The organism is Nesterenkonia sp. F (genome assembly GCF_000220985.1).
Classification (GTDB): Bacteria; Actinomycetota; Actinomycetes; order Actinomycetales; family Micrococcaceae; genus Nesterenkonia.
Genome location: NZ_AFRW01000136.1, coordinates 1 through 17,286 on the forward strand (window position 1 = coordinate 1; position 17,286 = coordinate 17,286).

The window sequence follows — 17,286 nt, forward strand, 5'->3', positions numbered from 1 at the left end:
CGCATTCGCCCCCGGCTCGCCTCAACGAAGCTCGACCCCAGCAGGGGCCGAGGGGCTTTCTGCCACACGTGGTTGGGCTCGACGCGGCGCACGCCTCAACGAAGCTCGATCCCAGCAGGGGCCGAGGGTACCAGGTCTCTTATGAGCTGTGGGCGTCTGAGACGTCGCCTCAACGAAGCTCGACCCCAGCAGGGGCCGAGGGTGCCCCTCCAGAGTACCCACTCTGATCAGCGGAATCACACGACGTGCGCGAGCAGTCGACTCGTCGAGCGTTCCGAGAGCACCCTGCACTCGGGCGTCAGGGCCTCCGCCCTGATCTGACCAGGAACCATGCCTCGCGAGCGCTGAGCGGGGTCTGCCGCATCACCGGAGCGCTCGCAGAGGGGTTGGACCCCGCACGGCAGATGGCCGGCCAGCGTGCTGAGCCCTGCTCGACTATCCTCGACCCGACCGCCCCGCCCCACCGGAAAGGCCGAGCATGCCCCTGGACCTCGCCGTCCTCGTCTTCGACCTCCTCGGCACGTTCGCCTTCGCGATCTCCGGGGCGCTGCTGGCGGTGCAGAAGGGCTTCGACGTCGTCGGATCGCTGCTGCTGGCCAGCCTCACCGGTCTCGGCGGCGGGGTCATCCGCGATCTCCTCCTGGACCAGGGCGTGCCCAACGCCTTCGCCGAGCCGCTGTACCTGGTCCCGGTCGTGCTCGCGGTGCTCATCGTGCTCGTCGGGCTGGTCCACGAGGGTCGGCTGCACCGGACCCTGCTGGTCTTCGACGCCCTGGGCCTGGCCACCTTCTGCGTGATGGGCGCGACCATCGCCCACGCGGCCGGGCTCAACCCGGTCGCCGCGGTGCTGCTGGGCGTGACCACCGCCGTCGGCGGCGGGGCGATGCGCGACGTCGTCGCCAACCGGGTGCCGCAGATCGTCGACCCCGACGGCGTCTACGCCACCCCGACCTTCTTCGGCGCCGGGCTGACCGTGTTTCTGCTCGAGCTGGACCTCTTCGGCGCCCCGGCCGCCGTCGCCGTCGCGCTGCTGGTCTTCGCCGTGCGTCTGATCGCCGTCGTCCGCGGCTGGCGGCTGCCGCTGGCCAGCATCCGTCCGGTCGATCGACGGGCCGCCGGCGACGACGGCGCGGCCGCCGGCTGATCCTGTCGCCGCTCACGACGTCGCCCAGGCGGCCCAGTCCACGGTGACCAGCGGGTCCGGGGAGGAGCAGCAGCGGGTGCCCCGGTGTTGCTGCGGGACCGCTCGGCAGGGTGTTTCCCCGGTGCTGTCACGCTCCTCATCCTTCGGCGGAATCGGAATCTCCGCCGGACCCGGGGCGATTCGCTCCGTCAGCCCCGGATGCCTGACTCCGAGCCGAGCGATGGTCGATGAGATGGGTGAGTCCGAAGACGATCGAGAGCGCCGCGCACAGCCCGATGGCGACGACTGTGCTGTCGGTGCTCATGCCGGAGCTGAAGGTGTCGAACGCCCAGCTCGCCAGGACGGCTGCTGCCCCAGCGGTGAGAAGGAGTCTGATGCCCGAGGAGTCCATCTACATATTCTCCTCGAGCCAGTTGTACAGAGTACTGCTGCCTGCGCCGGCGATGGCGACCGCCACGGGTACCGGAGCAGGTGAGATCTCCGGGCCGCTGGTCCCTGGTTCCCTCTCTGCCGAGAGCACTGACCGCAGCTGTTCCCGAGGCGTCTGGTCTGAGAACCTCTCACTCTCGGCGAGATAGACCTGCTTCTCCTCGGGATGCCCCTCGAGCAGAAGGTCGGCGACATCCTGCGTCGACATCCCTGTTTCCTCCCCGGAGCAGGTGACGATGCCATGTCTGCGGGTTCATTTGGGGGTGTCTCCCGCGCGCATCCAGATATAGCGGTCGAAGCGATCCCCGTCAATATCAGGCCCTGTCGGATCAGCCGCCGGGCGCGGGACGCGGGGCGACCTGCAGTCGTTCGCCGACTGCATGACGCGTCGTCGGCGTCGGCTGAGGATGCCGACAGGCGGTCCACTCCGTCGTCTGTCGTTCAGCCCGCCCGCCACTGCGCGTGCAGCGCGTCGACCAGCTGGCGGAAGTCCTCGGCCATCGACGAGCTCGATTCGTCCACGAGCCACTGCACCTGCAATCCGTCCATCGCGGCGACGAGCAGCCGGGAGATGTGGTCGGCCGGCGCTTCGGCGACCAGCTCGCCGTCGACGACGGCCTGCTCGACGGCGGCGGCGATGCCGGCCCGCACGTCATGGTGGTGTCGGCGGAGCCAGCGGGTGGCCGGGTGGTCCGGTGTGACGGCCTCGCCGGAGAGCGCCGTGTAGAGGCGGACCAGCGTCTCCCGCTCCTCGTTCTGCCGTACGACGCCGACCAGCGTCTCGACGAACCGCCACCCCTGCTCCGGCGTGGTGAGCAGCTGGGCGGTGTCCTGCTCGTCCCGTCGGTCGAGCACGGCGGCGAGCAGGTCGTCCTTCGTCGCGAAATAGTGGACGAGCCCGGTCTGGCTGATCCCCGCGGCCCGAGCCACCGCGCTCATCGACACGCCCCGGTACCCCTGGTCGGCGAAGAGCTCCTCGGCGGCGTCCAGGATCTCGGCGCGGCGCTGGACGGAGTCGGCGCCGCGCGGCCTGCCGCTGGTGGCGCGGGGGCGGCGTGCGGCCATGGACGGGGTCCTCATCGTTGGGCGGGCGGGAACTTCGGCGACAGGTGATCGCCGGGCGGACTGGATGGCCACTCTATCCGAGCAGCCTCGCGCCGACGGAGTCCGACGACGGCCCCGGCGACGGCCTCGACGACGGCCCGGGGAGGGAACCGACGCTCCTCCCCGGGCCGTGCGTGCTGTCGGGCCGTGTGGCTCAGCTCAGGGACAGCCGCGCCCGCACGTCGCCCAGTCCGCGGGCGACGAGCAGCTCGCCCCCGACCAGCGGGGCCCAGGCGCCGGAGGCGGCGTCCCAGCGGCGGAAGAGTCGCCGGTCGCAGGCGACCTCCACCGTCTCGGCGGCCCCCGCGGGGACGTCGACGCCCTGGTAGCCGACCAGCCGCACCGGCTGCCCGGCCTCGGCCGGCTGGAAGTAGACCTGCACCGTCTCGCGGGAGTCCCGGCTCGAGGTGTTGGTCACCGGCACGCGCACAGTGGGCGCCTCGGCCGCCCCGGACGCGCCGGCCTGCTCGCCGGACTCCACCAGCTCGGCCTCGCCGTACTTCCAGGAGCCGTAGCCCAGTCCATGGCCGAACCAGAACAGCGGCGCGTCAGCGTCGCCGGCGGACCAGCCGCGGTGGCCGACGGCGGTGCCGTCGGCGTAGTCCAGGCCCAGGTCGTCGCCCGGCGTGGTGGACCAGGCCGGAGCGGCGCCGTCGGCGGCGGGGTAGGTGGTGACCAGCCGACCGGTGGGCTCCAGCTCACCGGAGAGCACGGCGGCGATCGCGTGGCCGCCCTCCTGGCCGGGCAGGCCGGCGATGAGCACGGCGTCGACGTCGTCGAGCCACGGCATGAGCACCGGAGTGGCGGCGTTGACCACCACGACGGTCTTCTCCGCGGCCGCGGAGACGGCGCGCACCAGGTCGTCCTGCCGACCGGGGAGCGCCAGCGTGGACTTGTCCGCGGCCTCGGTCTCGTCCTCCTCGGTCAGCCCGACCACGACGACGGCGGTGCCGGCGCGCTCGGCGGCCGCGGCGGCGTCGTCGATCAGCTCGTCGTCTCCGGCTCCGGCGGTGGAGGCGGTCAGCGTCAGCCGGCCGAAGGCTCCCATGGCCAGCAGATGCGACTCCTCGGAGAGGTTGAGCTCCGTGCGCGGCAGCAGCGTCTCCCGCCAGTCGACCGGCTCGAGGTCGGCGACGGCGGTGATCACCGAGTCCGCGGCCAGGTCCACCCGTCGGTCGAAGGCCGGCGGGCAGAGCATGCCCTCGCCCGGGTCCATGCCGGTGAACGTGAGGTGCTCGGCGACCTGGTGCGCGGTCCCGGCGGCGTCGGTGTGGTGCAGGGTCCAGCGGGCCGCGCCGACGGCGCCGAGGTCGACCGCGCCGCCGGGGTGGGCGAAGCGGGCGCGCAGGGTGACCCGTGCCGGCGTGCCGGTGAAGTCGTCGTCGAAGCCGAGCGAGAGGGAGGGCGCCGAGGAGGTGTACTGGCTCAGCACCGTGCCCTCGGCGTCGGTGATGGTCACCTCGAGGCCGGTCTCTCCGGTCTCCGGGTGGGTGAGCAGCGTCGGGTCCGCCTCCAGCGGGCGACGGCGCACCGCGGGGCCGTCGAGTACCGGGACGTCGGGGCCGAAGGTCGCGGCCACGCCCTCGGCCACCGAGGTGTAGTAGGGGGCGCTGACCTGGGCCGAGCCGCCGCCCATGTCCTGGGTCTTCAGCGCGTGGCGGCCGACGACGGCCAGCGTCTCGGCGGTGAGCGCCTCAGCGGACCCGGCGCTCAGCGGCAGGGCGTCGCCGTCGTTCTTGACGACGACCATGCCGCGGGCGGCGAGCCGCTTCAGCTGCTCGGCCCGCACGCTGGAGTCCGGGGCGGGGAAGGTCTCGTCGAAGGTGCGCACGCCGGCGCCGGTGTCCAGGCCGCCGGTGCGGTCGGCCAGGCGCAGCAGGCGGGTGAGGTGGTCGTCGACGGTCGACTCGGCGACCTGTCCGTCGCGGACGGCGGCGACCAGGTGGTCGCCCCACGGGCCGTCCGGGCCCGGCATGACCAGATCCAGGCCGCCGTTCGCCGCCGGGGCGGTGCGTTTGGTGGCGAACCAGTCGCTCATGATCAGTCCGTCCCAGCCCCACTCGTCCTTCACGATGCGGTTCTGGACCTCGTCCTGCTCCGTGGCGGGCACGCCGTTGACGTCGTTGTAGGCGGCCATCATCGACCACGCGCCGGCATCCTCGACGGCCATCTCGAAGGGCAACAGGTAGACCTCGCGCAGGGCCTCCTCGCTGACGCGGGAGTCCATGAAGTTGCGCAGCTGCTCCGACTCGTTGGCCACCAGGTGTTTCAGGCAGGCGGCGGTCCCGGCGCCCTGCAGGCCCTGCACGTAGTTCACGGCGGTGCGGCCGGTCAGGTACGGGTCCTCGGAGTAGGCCTCGAAGAGCCGGCCGCCCAGCGCGGTGCGGTGCAGGTTGATCGTCGGGCCGAGCACCACGTGGATGTCCTGCCGGCGAGCCTCCTCGGAGAGCATCTCGCCGACCTGCCGGGCGACGTCGTCGTCCCAGGCGCCGGAGACCAGGGTGGCGTTGGGGAAGAGCGCGACGTGGTCGCCGCCGAAGAACTTCAGGCCGCGCACGCCGGTGGGACCGTCGGAGAAGGCCAGCGGGGCCAGGCCGATTCCGCCGTTCCCCGGCAGGGTGAAGGCGGTCTCGCCGGTGAGCAGGTGGACCTTCTCATCGAGGGAGAGGCGGGAGATCAGCGCGGCGTAGTCGGTGGTGGTCTGGGATGACATGACGGTCTCCTGGGACGGGTGCACGGCCTGTAATGGCGAATAGGTTGTATTCACTATTCCAGACAGTGGCATGGAGCACAAGAGGGTTGTGCGGAGACATGTGGTCCGCGCCTCAGCCTCGGCGAGGCGGTCAGGTTCCCCCGGCGGTCACACCGCCCGCGCCGGATCCGAGGGCGTGATCTCCAGGAAGCGCGGCGTCTGGTGGCCGGCCTCCTCGCAGGCGGAGGCGACGGCTCCGGTGATCGTCGCGACGTCGTCGGCGCGGCAGAGCAGCAGCGCCGAGCCGCCGAAGCCGCCGCCGATCAGCCGGGCTCCGGGGGAGCCCTTCTCCACCGCGGTCTCGACGATCGTGTTCGCCGCGGGGAAGGAGACCTCGGCCTCGTCGCGCATCGACGCGTGGCCGGCGGTCATCAGGTTGCCCACCAGCATGGCGGTGGACTCGGCGTCGAGCTCCTCGTCGGAGAGGAAGCCGTGCAGCTCCTCGGAGCGGACCATCTCGGTCAGCGCATGCCGCAGCCGACGCCGGCAGGCGGCGCGGTCGCGGGCCGGGGCGCCGTCGACGGGCGACGGCAGGGTCTCGCCGTCGCCGGCGCGCTCGTCGAAGCGCGACAGCACGGCGGCGACGTCGGAGGTGCCGGGTCGCTCGGGCAGCAGGTTGCGCAGCCGCTCGACCCCGAGCAGGCGCATCGCCGCCTCGGAGTCGGCGCGGCGGTCGTCGAACTGGCCGTCGCCCAGCCAGTGCGCCTGACCGGTGTCGACGGCGACGAACCGGTGATCGGCCAGCAGGCCGGTCGCTGGGAGCCGCTCGACGGTGAAGTCCCGGCAGTCCAGCGAGAGCAGGTGCCCGGCCCGTCCGCGCAGGCTGACGGTCTGGTCGAGCCCGCCGGTGCCGGCACCGACCATCTCCACCTCCGCGCGCATGCAGGCCGCGGCCAGCCGGGCGCGCAGCTCGTCGGTGAGCGCGGCGTCCAGCGCGGCGCCGGGGTTCGCGCGGCCCAGCGGCGTGGCCATCGCGACGAAGGCGAGCATCGCCGAGCACTCCAGCGCCGCCGAGGACGACAGCCCGCCGCCGACGGGCAGCGTGGAGGTGATCAGCAGGTCGGCGCCGAAGCTCTCGTCCACGGCGAGTTCGTCGATCTCCTCGCCGAGCGCGCGCAGCGCCCAGAGCGTGCCGCCGACGTACTTGGTCCAGCCGCAGGGCTGCTCATCGGTGATGGTGTGGACGTCGGCGTCCGGGCCGGAGGTGACCTCGCTGATGCAGACCTGCTGGACGCCGGCGTCGAGGCTCGGCTCCAGCGTGCGCATGTAGAGCATGCCGTCGGTGCGCGGCGCGGCGGCCACGTAGGTCCCGTGGGCCAGGGCCATCGGCAGGCACCGGCCGCCGTGGAAGTCGACGTGCTCGCCGTTGAGGTTCGCCCGGCCCGGGGCGAACCAGACGCCGGCTGGGCCGTGCCCGAACTCCTCGGCGAACTGCGCGGTGAGGCTGCTGCGGATCTCAGCGGCGTCCCCGGGGGACAGCCAGGCGGCGTCATCGGTGTCCATGCGGACAATTCTGCCGCCTGGGCGACGGCGGCGCGAAACGAGGCGGACGCGTCCCGGTCGGAGCCGCGGCATGAACGTCGCACAGCTCTCAGCGAATACGGGGAGAAAGGCCTGGCCAAGCGGCGGGCCGTGTGATGTGCTGATCGATGGATCGACCCCGATCGAGAGGAGTGCATTATGGAGACCCTGTACACCGCAGAGGCGATCGCCACGGGTGGCGGCCGCAACGGCCACACCCGCACCGACGACGGCCGCGTGGACCTGGACCTCGCCGCCCCGAAGGCCATGGGCGGCTCCGGCGAGGGCAGCAACCCCGAGCAGCTGTTCGCCGCCGGCTACGCGGCGTGCTTCCACGGCGCGCTCCAGCTGGTCGCCAGCCAGGAGAAGGCCGAGCTGGGCGACTCCTCGGTCGGGGCGAAGGTCGGCATCGGCAAGCAGGCCGACGGCGGCATGGGCCTCGAGGTCACCCTCGAGGTCGTCGTGCCGAACCTGCCCCACGACGAGGCCCAGCAGCTCGCCGACAAGGCCCACCAGGTGTGCCCCTACTCCAACGCGACGCGGGGCAACATCGAGGTCAAGGTCGTCGTCACGGACGACTGATTGAGCCGAGCGGCAAGAATCGCTTGCGATTCTTGACCGAGGCGATCGGACACCTCGTCCGAGGCGTTCGCCGCTGCTGAAGGGGGCCGAGCATCATGCTCGGCCCCCTTCTCGCGTCTCGGAGGGAGCTTGCGCGCACCGAGTGGCCACTTGTGACGGCTTCTGCCCCGGATGAATCGTTCCATCCGGGGCAGAAGCCGTCAGGAATGGCCACTCAGTGGGCCGGGCGGCTCGGATCGGCCGCTCAGCGCCCCCGAGGAGCCTGGCCCGACCGCTCAGCACGCCCCGCGAGAGCTCCTCGAAACCAAAAGTTAGTCCAGTGGTCTTGATTTCAGCTGTGCGCTGTGTCTCAATAGATGCGTGACCAAGTACCACGCCGTCCGCGACCAGCTGCTGGACCGTCTCGAGGAGATGGCCTCCGGCGAGCAGCTCCCGCCCGAACGCGACCTCGCCGCCGAGCTCGGCGTCTCGCGCATGACCCTGCGCCGCGCCATCGACGAGCTCGTCGCCCGCGGCGCGGTCCGCCGCCGCCACGGCTCCGGCGTCTTCGCCCTGGGCCCCAAGCTGGACCAGGCGCTGATGGCCAGCTCCTTCAGCGAGGACATGCGCGCCCGCGGGCTGCGCCCCGGCGCCCGGACGCTCTCCTTCGACGTCGGTCCCGTCGGCGCACGCATCCGCAGCCGCCTGAAGCTGGAGGAGCAGGACGACGCCGCCCAGGTCACCCGCCTGCGCCTGGCCGACGACGAGCCCATCGCCCTGGAGGAGCTGCACGTCCCGCGCGCCCTGGTCCCGGACCTGGCCGCCGCCGACCTGGAGGACCACTCCTTCTACGACCTGCTGCGCGAGCGCTGCGGCATCGTCGTCGCCCGCAGCGTCCAGACCATCGAGCCCACCGTCGTCGACGCCCAGGAGGCCGGCGACCTCGACGTGCCGGTGCATTCGCCGGCGCTGCTCTTCGAGCGCACCTCGTGGAGCGCCGACGACGAGCCGGTGGAGTTCGTCCGCTCGGTCTACCGCGGCGACCGCTACAAGATCCGCACCGAGCTCACCGCCCCCGGGCGCGAGGGCTCGGAGCGCGAGACCGCCGGCACGGGGGAGGCGTCATGATCATCGCCGGACTGATGGCGGGCACCTCCGCCGACGGACTCGACGTCGCCCTGGTCGAGTTCACCCGGGAAGCAGGCGACGACGCGCTGGCGATGCGCCTGCTCGCCGAGCGTGAGGTGCCCTTCGACGCCGCCCTCGGCCTGGACATCCTGCGCCTGCTCGAGCCGCGGGACGTGCCGCTGGCGCTGGTCAGCGACGTCGATGCGCGCCTCGGTCAGGCCAGTGCCGCGGCGGTGGCCGCGCTGGCCGCCGAGGCCGGCGTCCAGCCGGAGCTGATCGTCTCTCCCGGTCAGACGGTCCGCCACGACGTCGACGACGGCGCGGTGACCTCCACGCTGCAGCTGGGGCAGCCGGCCTGGATCGCCGAGCACACGGGTGCTCCGGTGCTCTCCGACGTGCGCGCCCGCGACGTCGCCGCCGGCGGCCAGGGAGCGCCGCTGGTCGGGATCCTGGACCGGATGCTGCTCGCCGACGTCGCCGAGCCCACGGCGGTGCTCAACCTCGGCGGGATCGCCAACATCACCGTCATATCCCCGGAGGCTGAACCGCTGGCCTTCGACACCGGCCCGGCGAACGCGCTCATCGACGTCATGGCCCGGCGCATCACCGGCGAGGAGCGCGGCTACGACCGCGACGGCGCGCTCGCCGCCCGCGGCCGCGTGGTGCCCGCGCTGCTCGAGGACCTGCTCGCCGAGCCCTACTATGCGCTGGCCCCGCCGAAGTCCACCGGCAAGGAGCTCTTCCACGCCGAGTACCTCGACCGGCATCTGGCCGCGCATCCGGGCCTGGACGAGCACGACGTCATCGCCACGCTGACGCGGCTGACCGCGCGCACCGTCGCCGAGGCCTGCGCCGCGCGCGGCGTCGGCGCCGTCGTCGCCTCCGGCGGCGGCACCCGCAACCCGGCGCTGATGGCCGCGCTGCGCGCCGAGCTGGGCGAGGACGTCTCCGTGCAGACCGCCGACGAGGCCCTCGGACTGCCCGAGGGGGCGAAGGAGGCCTGCCTGATGGCGCTGATCGGCTGGCTGAGCTGGCACGGGCTGCCCGCCGTCTCCCCGGCGCTGACCGGCGCTCGCCGGGCCACGCTCGCCGGACGGCTCACTCCCGGGGCGCGGCCGCTGCAGCTCCCTGCGCCGCTCGAGACCGCCCCGCGACGACTCACCGTGCGGCGCTGAGCCGCGCCGCACGCACCACCCGCACGCACCACCCGCACGCACCACTCGCACGCACCACTCGCGACCCCCGCACCCGCTCGCACCATGACGAAGGAGACATGCCATGCAGATCATCGACCTCGTGGTGATCGTGGCCTATCTGGCCGCGACCGCCTGGCTGGGCCTCAAGCTCAGCGGACGCCAGTCCGGCCTGAAGGACTACTTCCTCGGCGGACGTGACCTCCCCTGGTGGGCGGTCTGCCTCTCGGTGGTCGCCACCGAGACCAGCGCCCTGACCGTCATCGGCATCCCGGTGATGAGCTACCTCGGCGACATCAACTACCTGCAGCTCGGGCTGGGCTACATCATCGGGCGCATCGTGGTGGCCTTCTTCATGCTGCCGCGCTACTACGACGGCGAGATGGTCACCGCCTACGCCTATCTGGGCAAGCGCTTCGGCGGCAGCACCCAGACCACCGCCGGGGTGACCTTCCTGTTCACCCGCCTGATGGCCGACGGCATCCGCGTGCTGGCCGCCGCCATCCCGCTGAAGACCATCCTCGACGGCATGGGGGTCCACACCAACTACTTCACCATCATCGTGGTGCTGGCGGTGGTGACGATCCTCTACACCTTCATCGGCGGCATCAAGGCCGTCGTCTGGGTCGACGTCGCCCAGATGGGCCTCTACGTGGCCGGCGGCATCCTCTCGATCATCGTGGTCTCCGCGGCCACCGGCGGCGGCTGGTTCACCGAGGCCGCCGACGCCGGCAAGTTCACCATGTTCATCTTCGACGGGAACCCGGTCTCGGCCGACAGCTCGTTCGTCACCTCCCTGCTGGGCGGCGCGATCTTCGCGATGGCCTCCCACGGCTCCGACCAGCTGGTCGTCCAGCGGCTGCTGACCTGCCGCAGCAAGCGGGAGGCGCAGAAGGCGCTGATCGCCTCCGGCGTCGTGGTCTTCGTGCAGTTCGCGATCTTCCTGGTCGTCGGCCTGGCGCTGTGGGGCTACTACGATCACCAGTCGCCGTCGTCGATGGGTCTGACCCGCGACGACGAGATCTTCCCGCACTTCATCATCGAGGGCCTGCCGCAGGGCATCTCCGGTCTGCTGCTGGCCGGCATCCTGGCCGCGGCGATGTCCACGCTGTCCTCCTCGCTCTCCGCGCTGTCCTCCTCGACGGTGACCGACGTCATCGGCAAGTTCCGTTCGACGCCGCTGACCGATCGGCAGGGGCTGCGCGCCGGCCGCTGGGCCACCATCGGCTGGGGCCTGGCGTTCATCGCCCCGGCGACGATCTTCCAGTCCGACGAGGGGAACATCGTCATCCTGGCCCTCGGCGTCGCCGGCATCACCTACGGAGGCCTGCTGGGCGCGTTCGCCTTCGGCATCCTCAACCGCCGGGCGACGGCGGCCGACGCGAACATCGCCTTCGTCGTCGCGGTGGCGGTCAATGCGTACTTCTTCGTCATGGAGAAGTACGTGACCGGCGAGGTCTGGGTCGCCTGGCAGTGGTACCCGCTGCTCGGCGTGATCGTGACCTTCGCCGTCGGCGGCCTGCTCTCGCTGCGCCACCCGGCGTCGCCGCGGACCGCCGTCACCGCCGAGACCCGAGAGGACGCGCCCCGCCGATGACCGAGCACCACACCTCGTTGCCGCCCACGGAGCGGCGGAACCCGCGCAGCGCCGGCCTCGACGAGCTGGACACCCTCGGGGTGCTGCAGCTGCTCAACGCCGAGGACCGGGTCGCCGTCGACGCCGCCGCGGCGGTGCTGCCCGAGCTGGCGCCGGTGGTCGAGAAGGCCGCCGAGCGGCTGCGCCGAGGCGGCACCGTCCACTACTTCGGCGCCGGCACCTCTGGGCGGCTGGGCGTGCTGGACGCCAGCGAGCTGATGCCGACCTTCAACCTGGAGCCCGGGCGGGTCGTCGGCCACATCGCCGGCGGCTCGGCGGCCCTGGTCGACGCCGTGGAGAACGCCGAGGACTCGGCGGAGGCCGGACGCCGGGACGCCGCGCAGCTCGGCGCCGACGACGTCGCCATCGGCCTGGCCGCCAGCGGCTCGACTCCGTACGTGGGCGGGGCGCTGGCCGCCGCGGCGGAGGCCGGGGCGGAGACGGTGCTGATCTCCAGCAACCCGCAGGCTCCGCTGGCCGATCACGCCGAGACGGTGCTGACCCTGGACACCGGAGCGGAGGTGGTCACCGGCTCGACCCGGCTGAAGGCCGGCACGGCGCAGAAGCTGGTGCTCAACGGCTTCTCCACGGCGCTGATGATCGCCATCGGCCGGACCTGGCAGAACCTGATGGTCTCGGTGGTCGCCACCAATGCGAAGCTGCGCGACCGGACGGTGCGCATCCTCCGTGAGGCCACGGGACTTCAGGAGGAGCCGGCGCGGGCGGTGCTCGAGCGGGCCGACGGCGAGCTGAAGGTCGCACTGGTGACGACGCTCGCCGACGTCGAGGTGGACGTCGCCCGGAATCTGCTGGTGCAGGCCGACGGCTCTGTGCGCGAGGCGCTGGCGGCGGCGTACGGGTCGGCAGAGACCGGCGGCGACGGCGAGGGGAGCCGCGGGTGAGCGACCTGGTCCTCGGCCTGGACGTCGGCGGCACCGGCAGCCGCATCGCCCTGGCCCCGCTGGACGTCCGGACGGCCGCGCCGTCGGGCGGCTCGTCCGGCGCCCCGTCCGGAAGCACCCGCCGCGAGCTGGCCGGTCCGAGGGTGCGCATCGGCCCCGACGGCAGCAGCGTGCCCGCCGTCGTCGACGAGCTGCTGGCGCGGGCGGGCGAGGCCTGGCCGGAGGTCCTGGACCCTGCGGCCGACGACGGCCGCCTGTGCGGCGTCGCGCTGGGAGCCACCGGGCTGGCCTCGCTGGTCGACGAGCCGGACGCGCTGCCGGCTCGGATGGCCCAGCGCCTGCGCGTGCCGGCGGCCGCGGCCATCGATGCGGTCACCGCCCACCTGGGCGCCCTCGACGGTGCTGGCGGGGCGATCGTGGCGCTGGGCACCGGCGCGGTCGCCGTCGGGCATCCCGGCAGCACGCTGCCGAGCGCGGCGGGGGAGCGCGCTGGTTCCGCCGCCTGCCCGGCCGGCTGGCGCCGCGTCGACGGCTGGGGTCATCTGCTCGGCGACCGCGGCGGCGGGGCCTGGCTCGGCCGCCGCGGTCTTCAGGAGGCGCTGCGCGCCCACGACGGCGTCGACCCGGCCGGCGCCGCGCTGCTCGCCGCCGGACGACGGCGTCTCGGCGAGCCGTCGGACTGGCCCGCGCAGCTCTACACCCGCGACGACCGTGCCGGCGTGCTGGCCGGATTCGCCGCCGACGTCGTGGAGCTGGCCGCCGGAGGCGACGCCCTCGCCCACCGGCTCGTCGAGTCCGCCGGTCGCGAGGCCGCCGCCAGTGCGCTGGCCGCCCTGGCGCCCGAGCACCCGGCCCGCGCGGTGCTCACCGGAGGGCTCGCCGCCGCCGGCGGAGCGCTGACCGCCGGATTCACCACCGAGATCGCCGCCCGTCGTCCGGAGACCGAGATCGCCGAAGTCGTCGGCGACCCGCTCGACGGCGCGCTGCACCTGGCCCGGCTGGCCGCCGCCTCCGGGCTCGCCCCGCAGGAGGGATTCCTCTGGACATGACCGCCGATCCGACGTCTGGCCCCGACCCCGCCGGCGTCCCGCAGGCGGGTGCGGATCCCGCCGCCGATCCCGCCGCCGATCTCGCGGCCGATCTCGCCGCCGCGCTGGGCGCCGATCAGGTCCTCGGCCGCGCCATCGACCGCCATGCCCGCGCCCACGACGCCTCGCACTACCTGCTCATCCCGCAGCTGGCCGCCGTCGCCGAGGACGCCGAGGCGGTGGCCGCCGCGCTCGCCGTCGCCGCCGACCATCGCACTCCGGTGACCTTCCGCGCCGGCGGCACCAGCCTCTCCGGACAGGCCTGCGGCGACGGGGTCCTGCTGGACACCCGCCGCGGCTTCCGCGGGATCGAGGTCCTCGACGACGGCGCGCGGGTGCGCGTGCAGCCCGGCGTCACGCTGCGGGCGGTCAACGCCCGACTCGTCCGGCATGGTCGCGCGCTGGGCCCGGATCCGGCCAGCGAGGCCGCCTGCACCGTCGGCGGGATCATCGCGAACAACTCGTCGGGGATGGCCGCCGGCGTCGAGCACAACACCGTCCGCACGCTGGAGTCGATGACCGTGGTGCTCGCCTCCGGAACCGTCGTCGACACCGCCGCGGACGACGCCGAGGAGCAGCTGCGCGCCGCCGAGCCGCAGCTGGCGGCTACTCTGGAGCGGCTGCGCGACGCCGTCCGCGCCGATGCGGACGCCGTCGCCGAGATTCGTGAGCGCTTCGCGATGAAGAACACCATGGGCTACGCCCTGGACGCCTTCTGCGAGGTCGACTCGCCGGTGCAGCTGCTCTCCCGGCTGATCATCGGTTCGGAGGGCACGCTGGGCTTCGTCGCCGAGGCCGTCTTCCGCACTGTGCCGGTGCAGCCCCGTGCGGCCACCGGGCTGCTGGTCTTCGACTCCGTCGACGCCGCCGCCCGCGCGTTGCCGGCGCTGGTGAGCACCGGTGCGGCCGCTCTGGAACTGATGGACGCGACCTCGCTGCAGGTCGCCCGCCGCGGCGACGACGCTCCGGCGGAGATCACCGCGCTCGAGGTCGACCAGCACGCCGGACTGCTGGTGGAGTACCGCGGCGACGACGCCGCCGACCTCGCCGCGCGCGTCGCGGCCGCCTCCGACGTGCTCGCCGGACTGGAGACCACCCGGCCGGTGGATCCGGAGGCCGACCTGACCGGCGATCCGGCGCGGCGCGCGGCGCTGTGGGGCGTGCGCAAGGGCCTCTATGCCGCCGTCGCCGGGGCCCGGCCCCCCGGGACCATGGCGCTGCTGGAGGACGTCGTCGTGCCGGTCGAGCAGCTGGCCGAGACCTGCGGCGAGCTGGCCGAGCTGCTCGCCGCCCACGACTACGCCGACCCGGTGATCTTCGGCCACGCCAAGGACGGCAACCTGCACTTCATGCTCACCGAGGACACCGAGGACCCTGCCGCCGTCGCTCGGCTGGAGGCCTTCACCGAGGATCTGGTCGAGCTGATCCTGCGCCGCGGCGGCAACCTGAAGGCCGAGCACGGCACCGGTCGGGCGATGGCGCCGTTCATCGACCGGCAGTACTCGCCGACGCTGGTGGCGGTGCTGCACGCGATCAAGGACGCCTTCGACCCCGCGGGCATCCTCAATCCCGGAGTCGTGCTCACCGAGGACGCCCGCGCCCATGTCCATGACCTCAAACCCGTCGACCGCGTCGACGAGGAGGTCGACCGCTGCGTGGAGTGCGGCTACTGCGAGCCGGTCTGCCCCAGCCGGGACCTCACGCTGACGCCGCGGCAGCGCATCGTGGTGCGCCGGGCCCGGGAGCGGGCGCTGGCCGACGGCGACGAGGAGCTCGCCGCGGAGCTGGATCAGCAGCAGGCCTACGACAGCATCGACACCTGCGCCGCCGACGGCATGTGCGCCACCGCCTGCCCGGTGAACATCGACACCGGCGCGCTGGTCAAGCGGCTGCGCGCCGAGTCCCGGGGGCCCGTGGAACGGCGGGCCTGGCGCACCGCCGCCGATCACTGGGGCGCGGCGACGACGGCGGCCGGCCGCGGTCTCGACGTCGCCGCCGCCGTGCCGTCGGCGACGGTGACCGGACCGAATGCTCTCGCCCGGTCGCTGCTGGGCGCGGAGACGGTGCCGCAGTGGAGCGAGGATCTGCCCGCCGGCGGGAGACGGCGCAGTGCGACGCCGGGCGGGACCGGCGTGCCGGCCGGGGCCTCGGGCGGAGCTCTGGGCGGTCCGGAATCGGGAGAGGTCGCCGCGGTCTTCCTGCCCAGCTGCCAGGGGGCGATGTTCGCCCCGGCGGAGGGGTCCGCCGGAGTGCAGAGCGCGGTCGCCCGGCTGTGTGCGGCCGGAGGGCTGAACCTGGTGGTCCCCGAGGGGCTCGACGGGCTGTGCTGCGGCACCCCGTGGTCCTCGAAGGGCTTCACCGCCGGCCATGACGCCATGGCCGAGAGAGTCCTCGACGCGGTGGCCGCGGCTCGGGAGCGGGTCGTCGCCGGAGACGGCCGCGATCCTCAGCAGGTGCCGGTCGTCGTCGACGCGAGCTCCTGCACCGAGGGCGTCGCGGGGATCATGGAGACCGCCGAGCGTGCTGGGGATCCGCGGGCCGGCGCCGTCGTCGACGCGCTGCGGCTGGTCGCCGAGCGCGTGCTGCCGCGGCTGGATATCGCACCGGGCGCCCGGGTGGAGTCGCTGACGGTGCACCCGACCTGTTCGGCGCATCGGGCCGGGCTCGACGCCGACCTGCGCGCCGTCGCCGAGGCCGCCGCCGCGCAGGTGCACATCCCCGTCGACTGGGGCTGCTGCGGATTCGCCGGCGACCGCGGGATGCTGCACCCGGAGCTGACGGCGTCGGCCACCGCCGCCGAGGCCGCCGAGGTGGCCACCCTCGACGCCGTCGAGCACGCCTCCTGCAATCGCGCCTGCGAGATCGCGATGACCCGGGCGACGGGCCGGGACTACCGGCACGTGCTGGAGGTGCTGGCCGACGTCGTCGACACGCCGCGGCCCGGGGACCTTCGCGACTCCTCACGGGGCGCGAGAAGCTGACCATGCTGAACCGGAGACCAGTCCGGGACGAGACGAGAGGACGTGATGGGTGATGGAGGTCGTGATCGCTCCGGCCGAGGAGCTGGCCCGACTGGCCGCCGACGCCGTGGAGGAGCTGCTGCGCGCGGAGCCGGAGACGACGCTGGGGCTGGCCACCGGGTCGAGCCCGCTGGCCGTCTATGACGAGCTGGCCCGCCGCCACGCGGAGGAGGGCCTGTCCTTCGCGCGGGCGCAGGGCTTCATGCTCGACGAGTACGTCGGTCTGCCCGCCGACCACCCGCAGCGCTACCGCAACGTGATCTCCGCGGAGATCGCGGACCGGGTGGCCTGGCCCGCCGACCAGGTCCACGGTCCCGACGGGCTCGCCGGGGATCTGCCGGCCGCCTGCGCGGCGTTCGAGCAGGCCATCGCGGACGCCGGGGGAGTCGACCTGCAGCTGCTGGGCATCGGCACCGACGGGCATATCGGCTTCAACGAGCCCGGCTCCTCGCTGGCCTCGCGGACGCGGATCAAGTCGCTGACCGAGCAGACCCGGCAGGACAACGCCCGGTTCTTCGACGACGACGTCGACCAGGTCCCGCTGCACTGTCTGACCCAGGGGCTGGGCACGATCGGCGACGCGCGGCACCTGGTGCTGCTCGCCACCGGCCGGCACAAGGCCGAGGCGGTCCACCAGCTGGTCGAGGGCCCGGTCTCCGCGCTGTGGCCGGCCTCGGTGATGCAGCTGCACCCGCACGCGACCGTGCTGCTCGACGAGGGCGCGGCCTCGCGGCTGCAGCTGGCCGACTACTACCGGCAGGCCTACGCCTCGAAGCCGAGCTGGCAGGGGCTGTGAGCCGGCGCGGGC

At 73.3% G+C, this 17,286-nt stretch carries 13 protein-coding genes; 9 read left to right on the forward strand and 4 right to left on the reverse strand.

The genetic code is table 11. The annotated features are described in order from the left end of the window. Window positions 1-478 precede the first annotated feature (478 nt). A complete protein-coding gene (locus GU5_RS0112720) occupies window positions 479-1,144 on the forward strand; it encodes a trimeric intracellular cation channel family protein (protein WP_010525954.1) in 666 nt (221 codons plus the stop codon). A 391-nt stretch (window positions 1,145-1,535) separates the two neighbouring features. Here GU5_RS0112720 and GU5_RS0112730 read toward each other — a convergent pair whose 3' ends face one another. The 4 genes from GU5_RS0112730 to GU5_RS0112745 form a co-directional block, all read right to left on the reverse strand. After that, window positions 1,536-1,781 (reverse strand): hypothetical protein, encoded by a 246-nt coding sequence (locus GU5_RS0112730; RefSeq protein WP_010525956.1) that lies wholly within the window; start codon window positions 1,779-1,781, stop codon window positions 1,536-1,538. 233 nt (window positions 1,782-2,014) lie between these two features. After that, on the reverse strand, window positions 2,015-2,638 hold the full coding sequence (locus GU5_RS0112735; protein WP_010525957.1) for a TetR/AcrR family transcriptional regulator: 624 nt from the start codon (window positions 2,636-2,638) through the stop codon (window positions 2,015-2,017). Between the two features lie 193 nt (window positions 2,639-2,831). Further along, a complete protein-coding gene (locus GU5_RS0112740; RefSeq protein ID WP_010525958.1) occupies window positions 2,832-5,390 on the reverse strand; it encodes a glycoside hydrolase family 3 protein in 2,559 nt (852 codons plus the stop codon). A 147-nt stretch (window positions 5,391-5,537) separates the two neighbouring features. After that, window positions 5,538-6,932 (reverse strand): galactokinase family protein, encoded by a 1,395-nt coding sequence (locus GU5_RS0112745; RefSeq protein ID WP_010525959.1) that lies wholly within the window; start codon window positions 6,930-6,932, stop codon window positions 5,538-5,540. Window positions 6,933-7,109: 177 nt separating this feature from the next. Here GU5_RS0112745 and GU5_RS0112750 point away from each other — a divergent pair, with 177 nt between their 5' ends. The 8 genes from GU5_RS0112750 (at window position 7,110) to nagB (ending at window position 17,274) form a co-directional block, all read left to right on the forward strand. Next, entirely contained in the window at window positions 7,110-7,532 is a 423-nt protein-coding gene (locus tag GU5_RS0112750; RefSeq protein ID WP_010525960.1) for an organic hydroperoxide resistance protein, read from the forward strand. A gap of 360 nt (window positions 7,533-7,892) precedes the next feature. Next, window positions 7,893-8,639: a GntR family transcriptional regulator gene (locus tag GU5_RS0112755; protein ID WP_010525961.1), complete on the forward strand. Its 747-nt coding sequence runs from the start codon at window positions 7,893-7,895 to the stop codon at window positions 8,637-8,639. Continuing rightward, window positions 8,636-9,814, forward strand: a complete 1,179-nt coding sequence (locus GU5_RS0112760) for an anhydro-N-acetylmuramic acid kinase (RefSeq protein ID WP_010525962.1) — start codon at window positions 8,636-8,638, stop codon at window positions 9,812-9,814. The genes GU5_RS0112755 and GU5_RS0112760 overlap by 4 nt, the downstream gene beginning before the upstream one ends. Before the next feature lie 103 nt (window positions 9,815-9,917). Continuing rightward, complete coding sequence (locus GU5_RS0112765; RefSeq protein ID WP_010525963.1) at window positions 9,918-11,429, forward strand: sodium:solute symporter; 1,512 nt, start codon at window positions 9,918-9,920, stop codon at window positions 11,427-11,429. Then, window positions 11,426-12,370: an N-acetylmuramic acid 6-phosphate etherase gene (gene murQ / locus GU5_RS0112770; RefSeq protein WP_010525964.1), complete on the forward strand. Its 945-nt coding sequence runs from the start codon at window positions 11,426-11,428 to the stop codon at window positions 12,368-12,370. The genes GU5_RS0112765 and murQ overlap by 4 nt, the downstream gene beginning before the upstream one ends. Next, window positions 12,367-13,419, forward strand: coding sequence for a BadF/BadG/BcrA/BcrD ATPase family protein (locus GU5_RS0112775; RefSeq protein WP_010525965.1), 1,053 nt, complete (start codon window positions 12,367-12,369; stop codon window positions 13,417-13,419). The genes murQ and GU5_RS0112775 overlap by 4 nt, the downstream gene beginning before the upstream one ends. After that, a complete protein-coding gene (locus tag GU5_RS0112780) occupies window positions 13,416-16,439 on the forward strand; it encodes an FAD-binding and (Fe-S)-binding domain-containing protein (RefSeq protein ID WP_010525966.1) in 3,024 nt (1,007 codons plus the stop codon). Before GU5_RS0112775 ends, GU5_RS0112780 begins: the two co-directional genes overlap by 4 nt. 52 nt (window positions 16,440-16,491) lie before the next feature. After that, the gene (gene nagB / locus GU5_RS0112785; protein ID WP_010525967.1) at window positions 16,492-17,274 is read left to right on the forward strand and encodes a glucosamine-6-phosphate deaminase; all 783 of its coding nucleotides are present in this window, start codon (window positions 16,492-16,494) and stop codon (window positions 17,272-17,274) included. Window positions 17,275-17,286 lie beyond the last annotated feature (12 nt).

Coding starts and splice junctions, on each gene's coding strand:
- GU5_RS0112745 (WP_010525959.1), bottom strand. CDS start 6,932: ATGGACACCGATGACGCCGCCTGGCTGTCCCCCGGGGACGCCGCTGAG.
- nagB (WP_010525967.1), top strand. CDS start 16,492: ATGGAGGTCGTGATCGCTCCGGCCGAGGAGCTGGCCCGACTGGCCGCC.
- GU5_RS0112750 (WP_010525960.1), top strand. CDS start 7,110: ATGGAGACCCTGTACACCGCAGAGGCGATCGCCACGGGTGGCGGCCGC.
- murQ (WP_010525964.1), top strand. CDS start 11,426: ATGACCGAGCACCACACCTCGTTGCCGCCCACGGAGCGGCGGAACCCG.
- GU5_RS0112735 (WP_010525957.1), bottom strand. CDS start 2,638: ATGGCCGCACGCCGCCCCCGCGCCACCAGCGGCAGGCCGCGCGGCGCC.
- GU5_RS0112780 (WP_010525966.1), top strand. CDS start 13,416: ATGACCGCCGATCCGACGTCTGGCCCCGACCCCGCCGGCGTCCCGCAG.
- GU5_RS0112740 (WP_010525958.1), bottom strand. CDS start 5,390: ATGTCATCCCAGACCACCACCGACTACGCCGCGCTGATCTCCCGCCTC.
- GU5_RS0112720 (WP_010525954.1), top strand. CDS start 479: ATGCCCCTGGACCTCGCCGTCCTCGTCTTCGACCTCCTCGGCACGTTC.
- GU5_RS0112760 (WP_010525962.1), top strand. CDS start 8,636: ATGATCATCGCCGGACTGATGGCGGGCACCTCCGCCGACGGACTCGAC.
- GU5_RS0112730 (WP_010525956.1), bottom strand. CDS start 1,781: ATGTCGACGCAGGATGTCGCCGACCTTCTGCTCGAGGGGCATCCCGAG.
- GU5_RS0112765 (WP_010525963.1), top strand. CDS start 9,918: ATGCAGATCATCGACCTCGTGGTGATCGTGGCCTATCTGGCCGCGACC.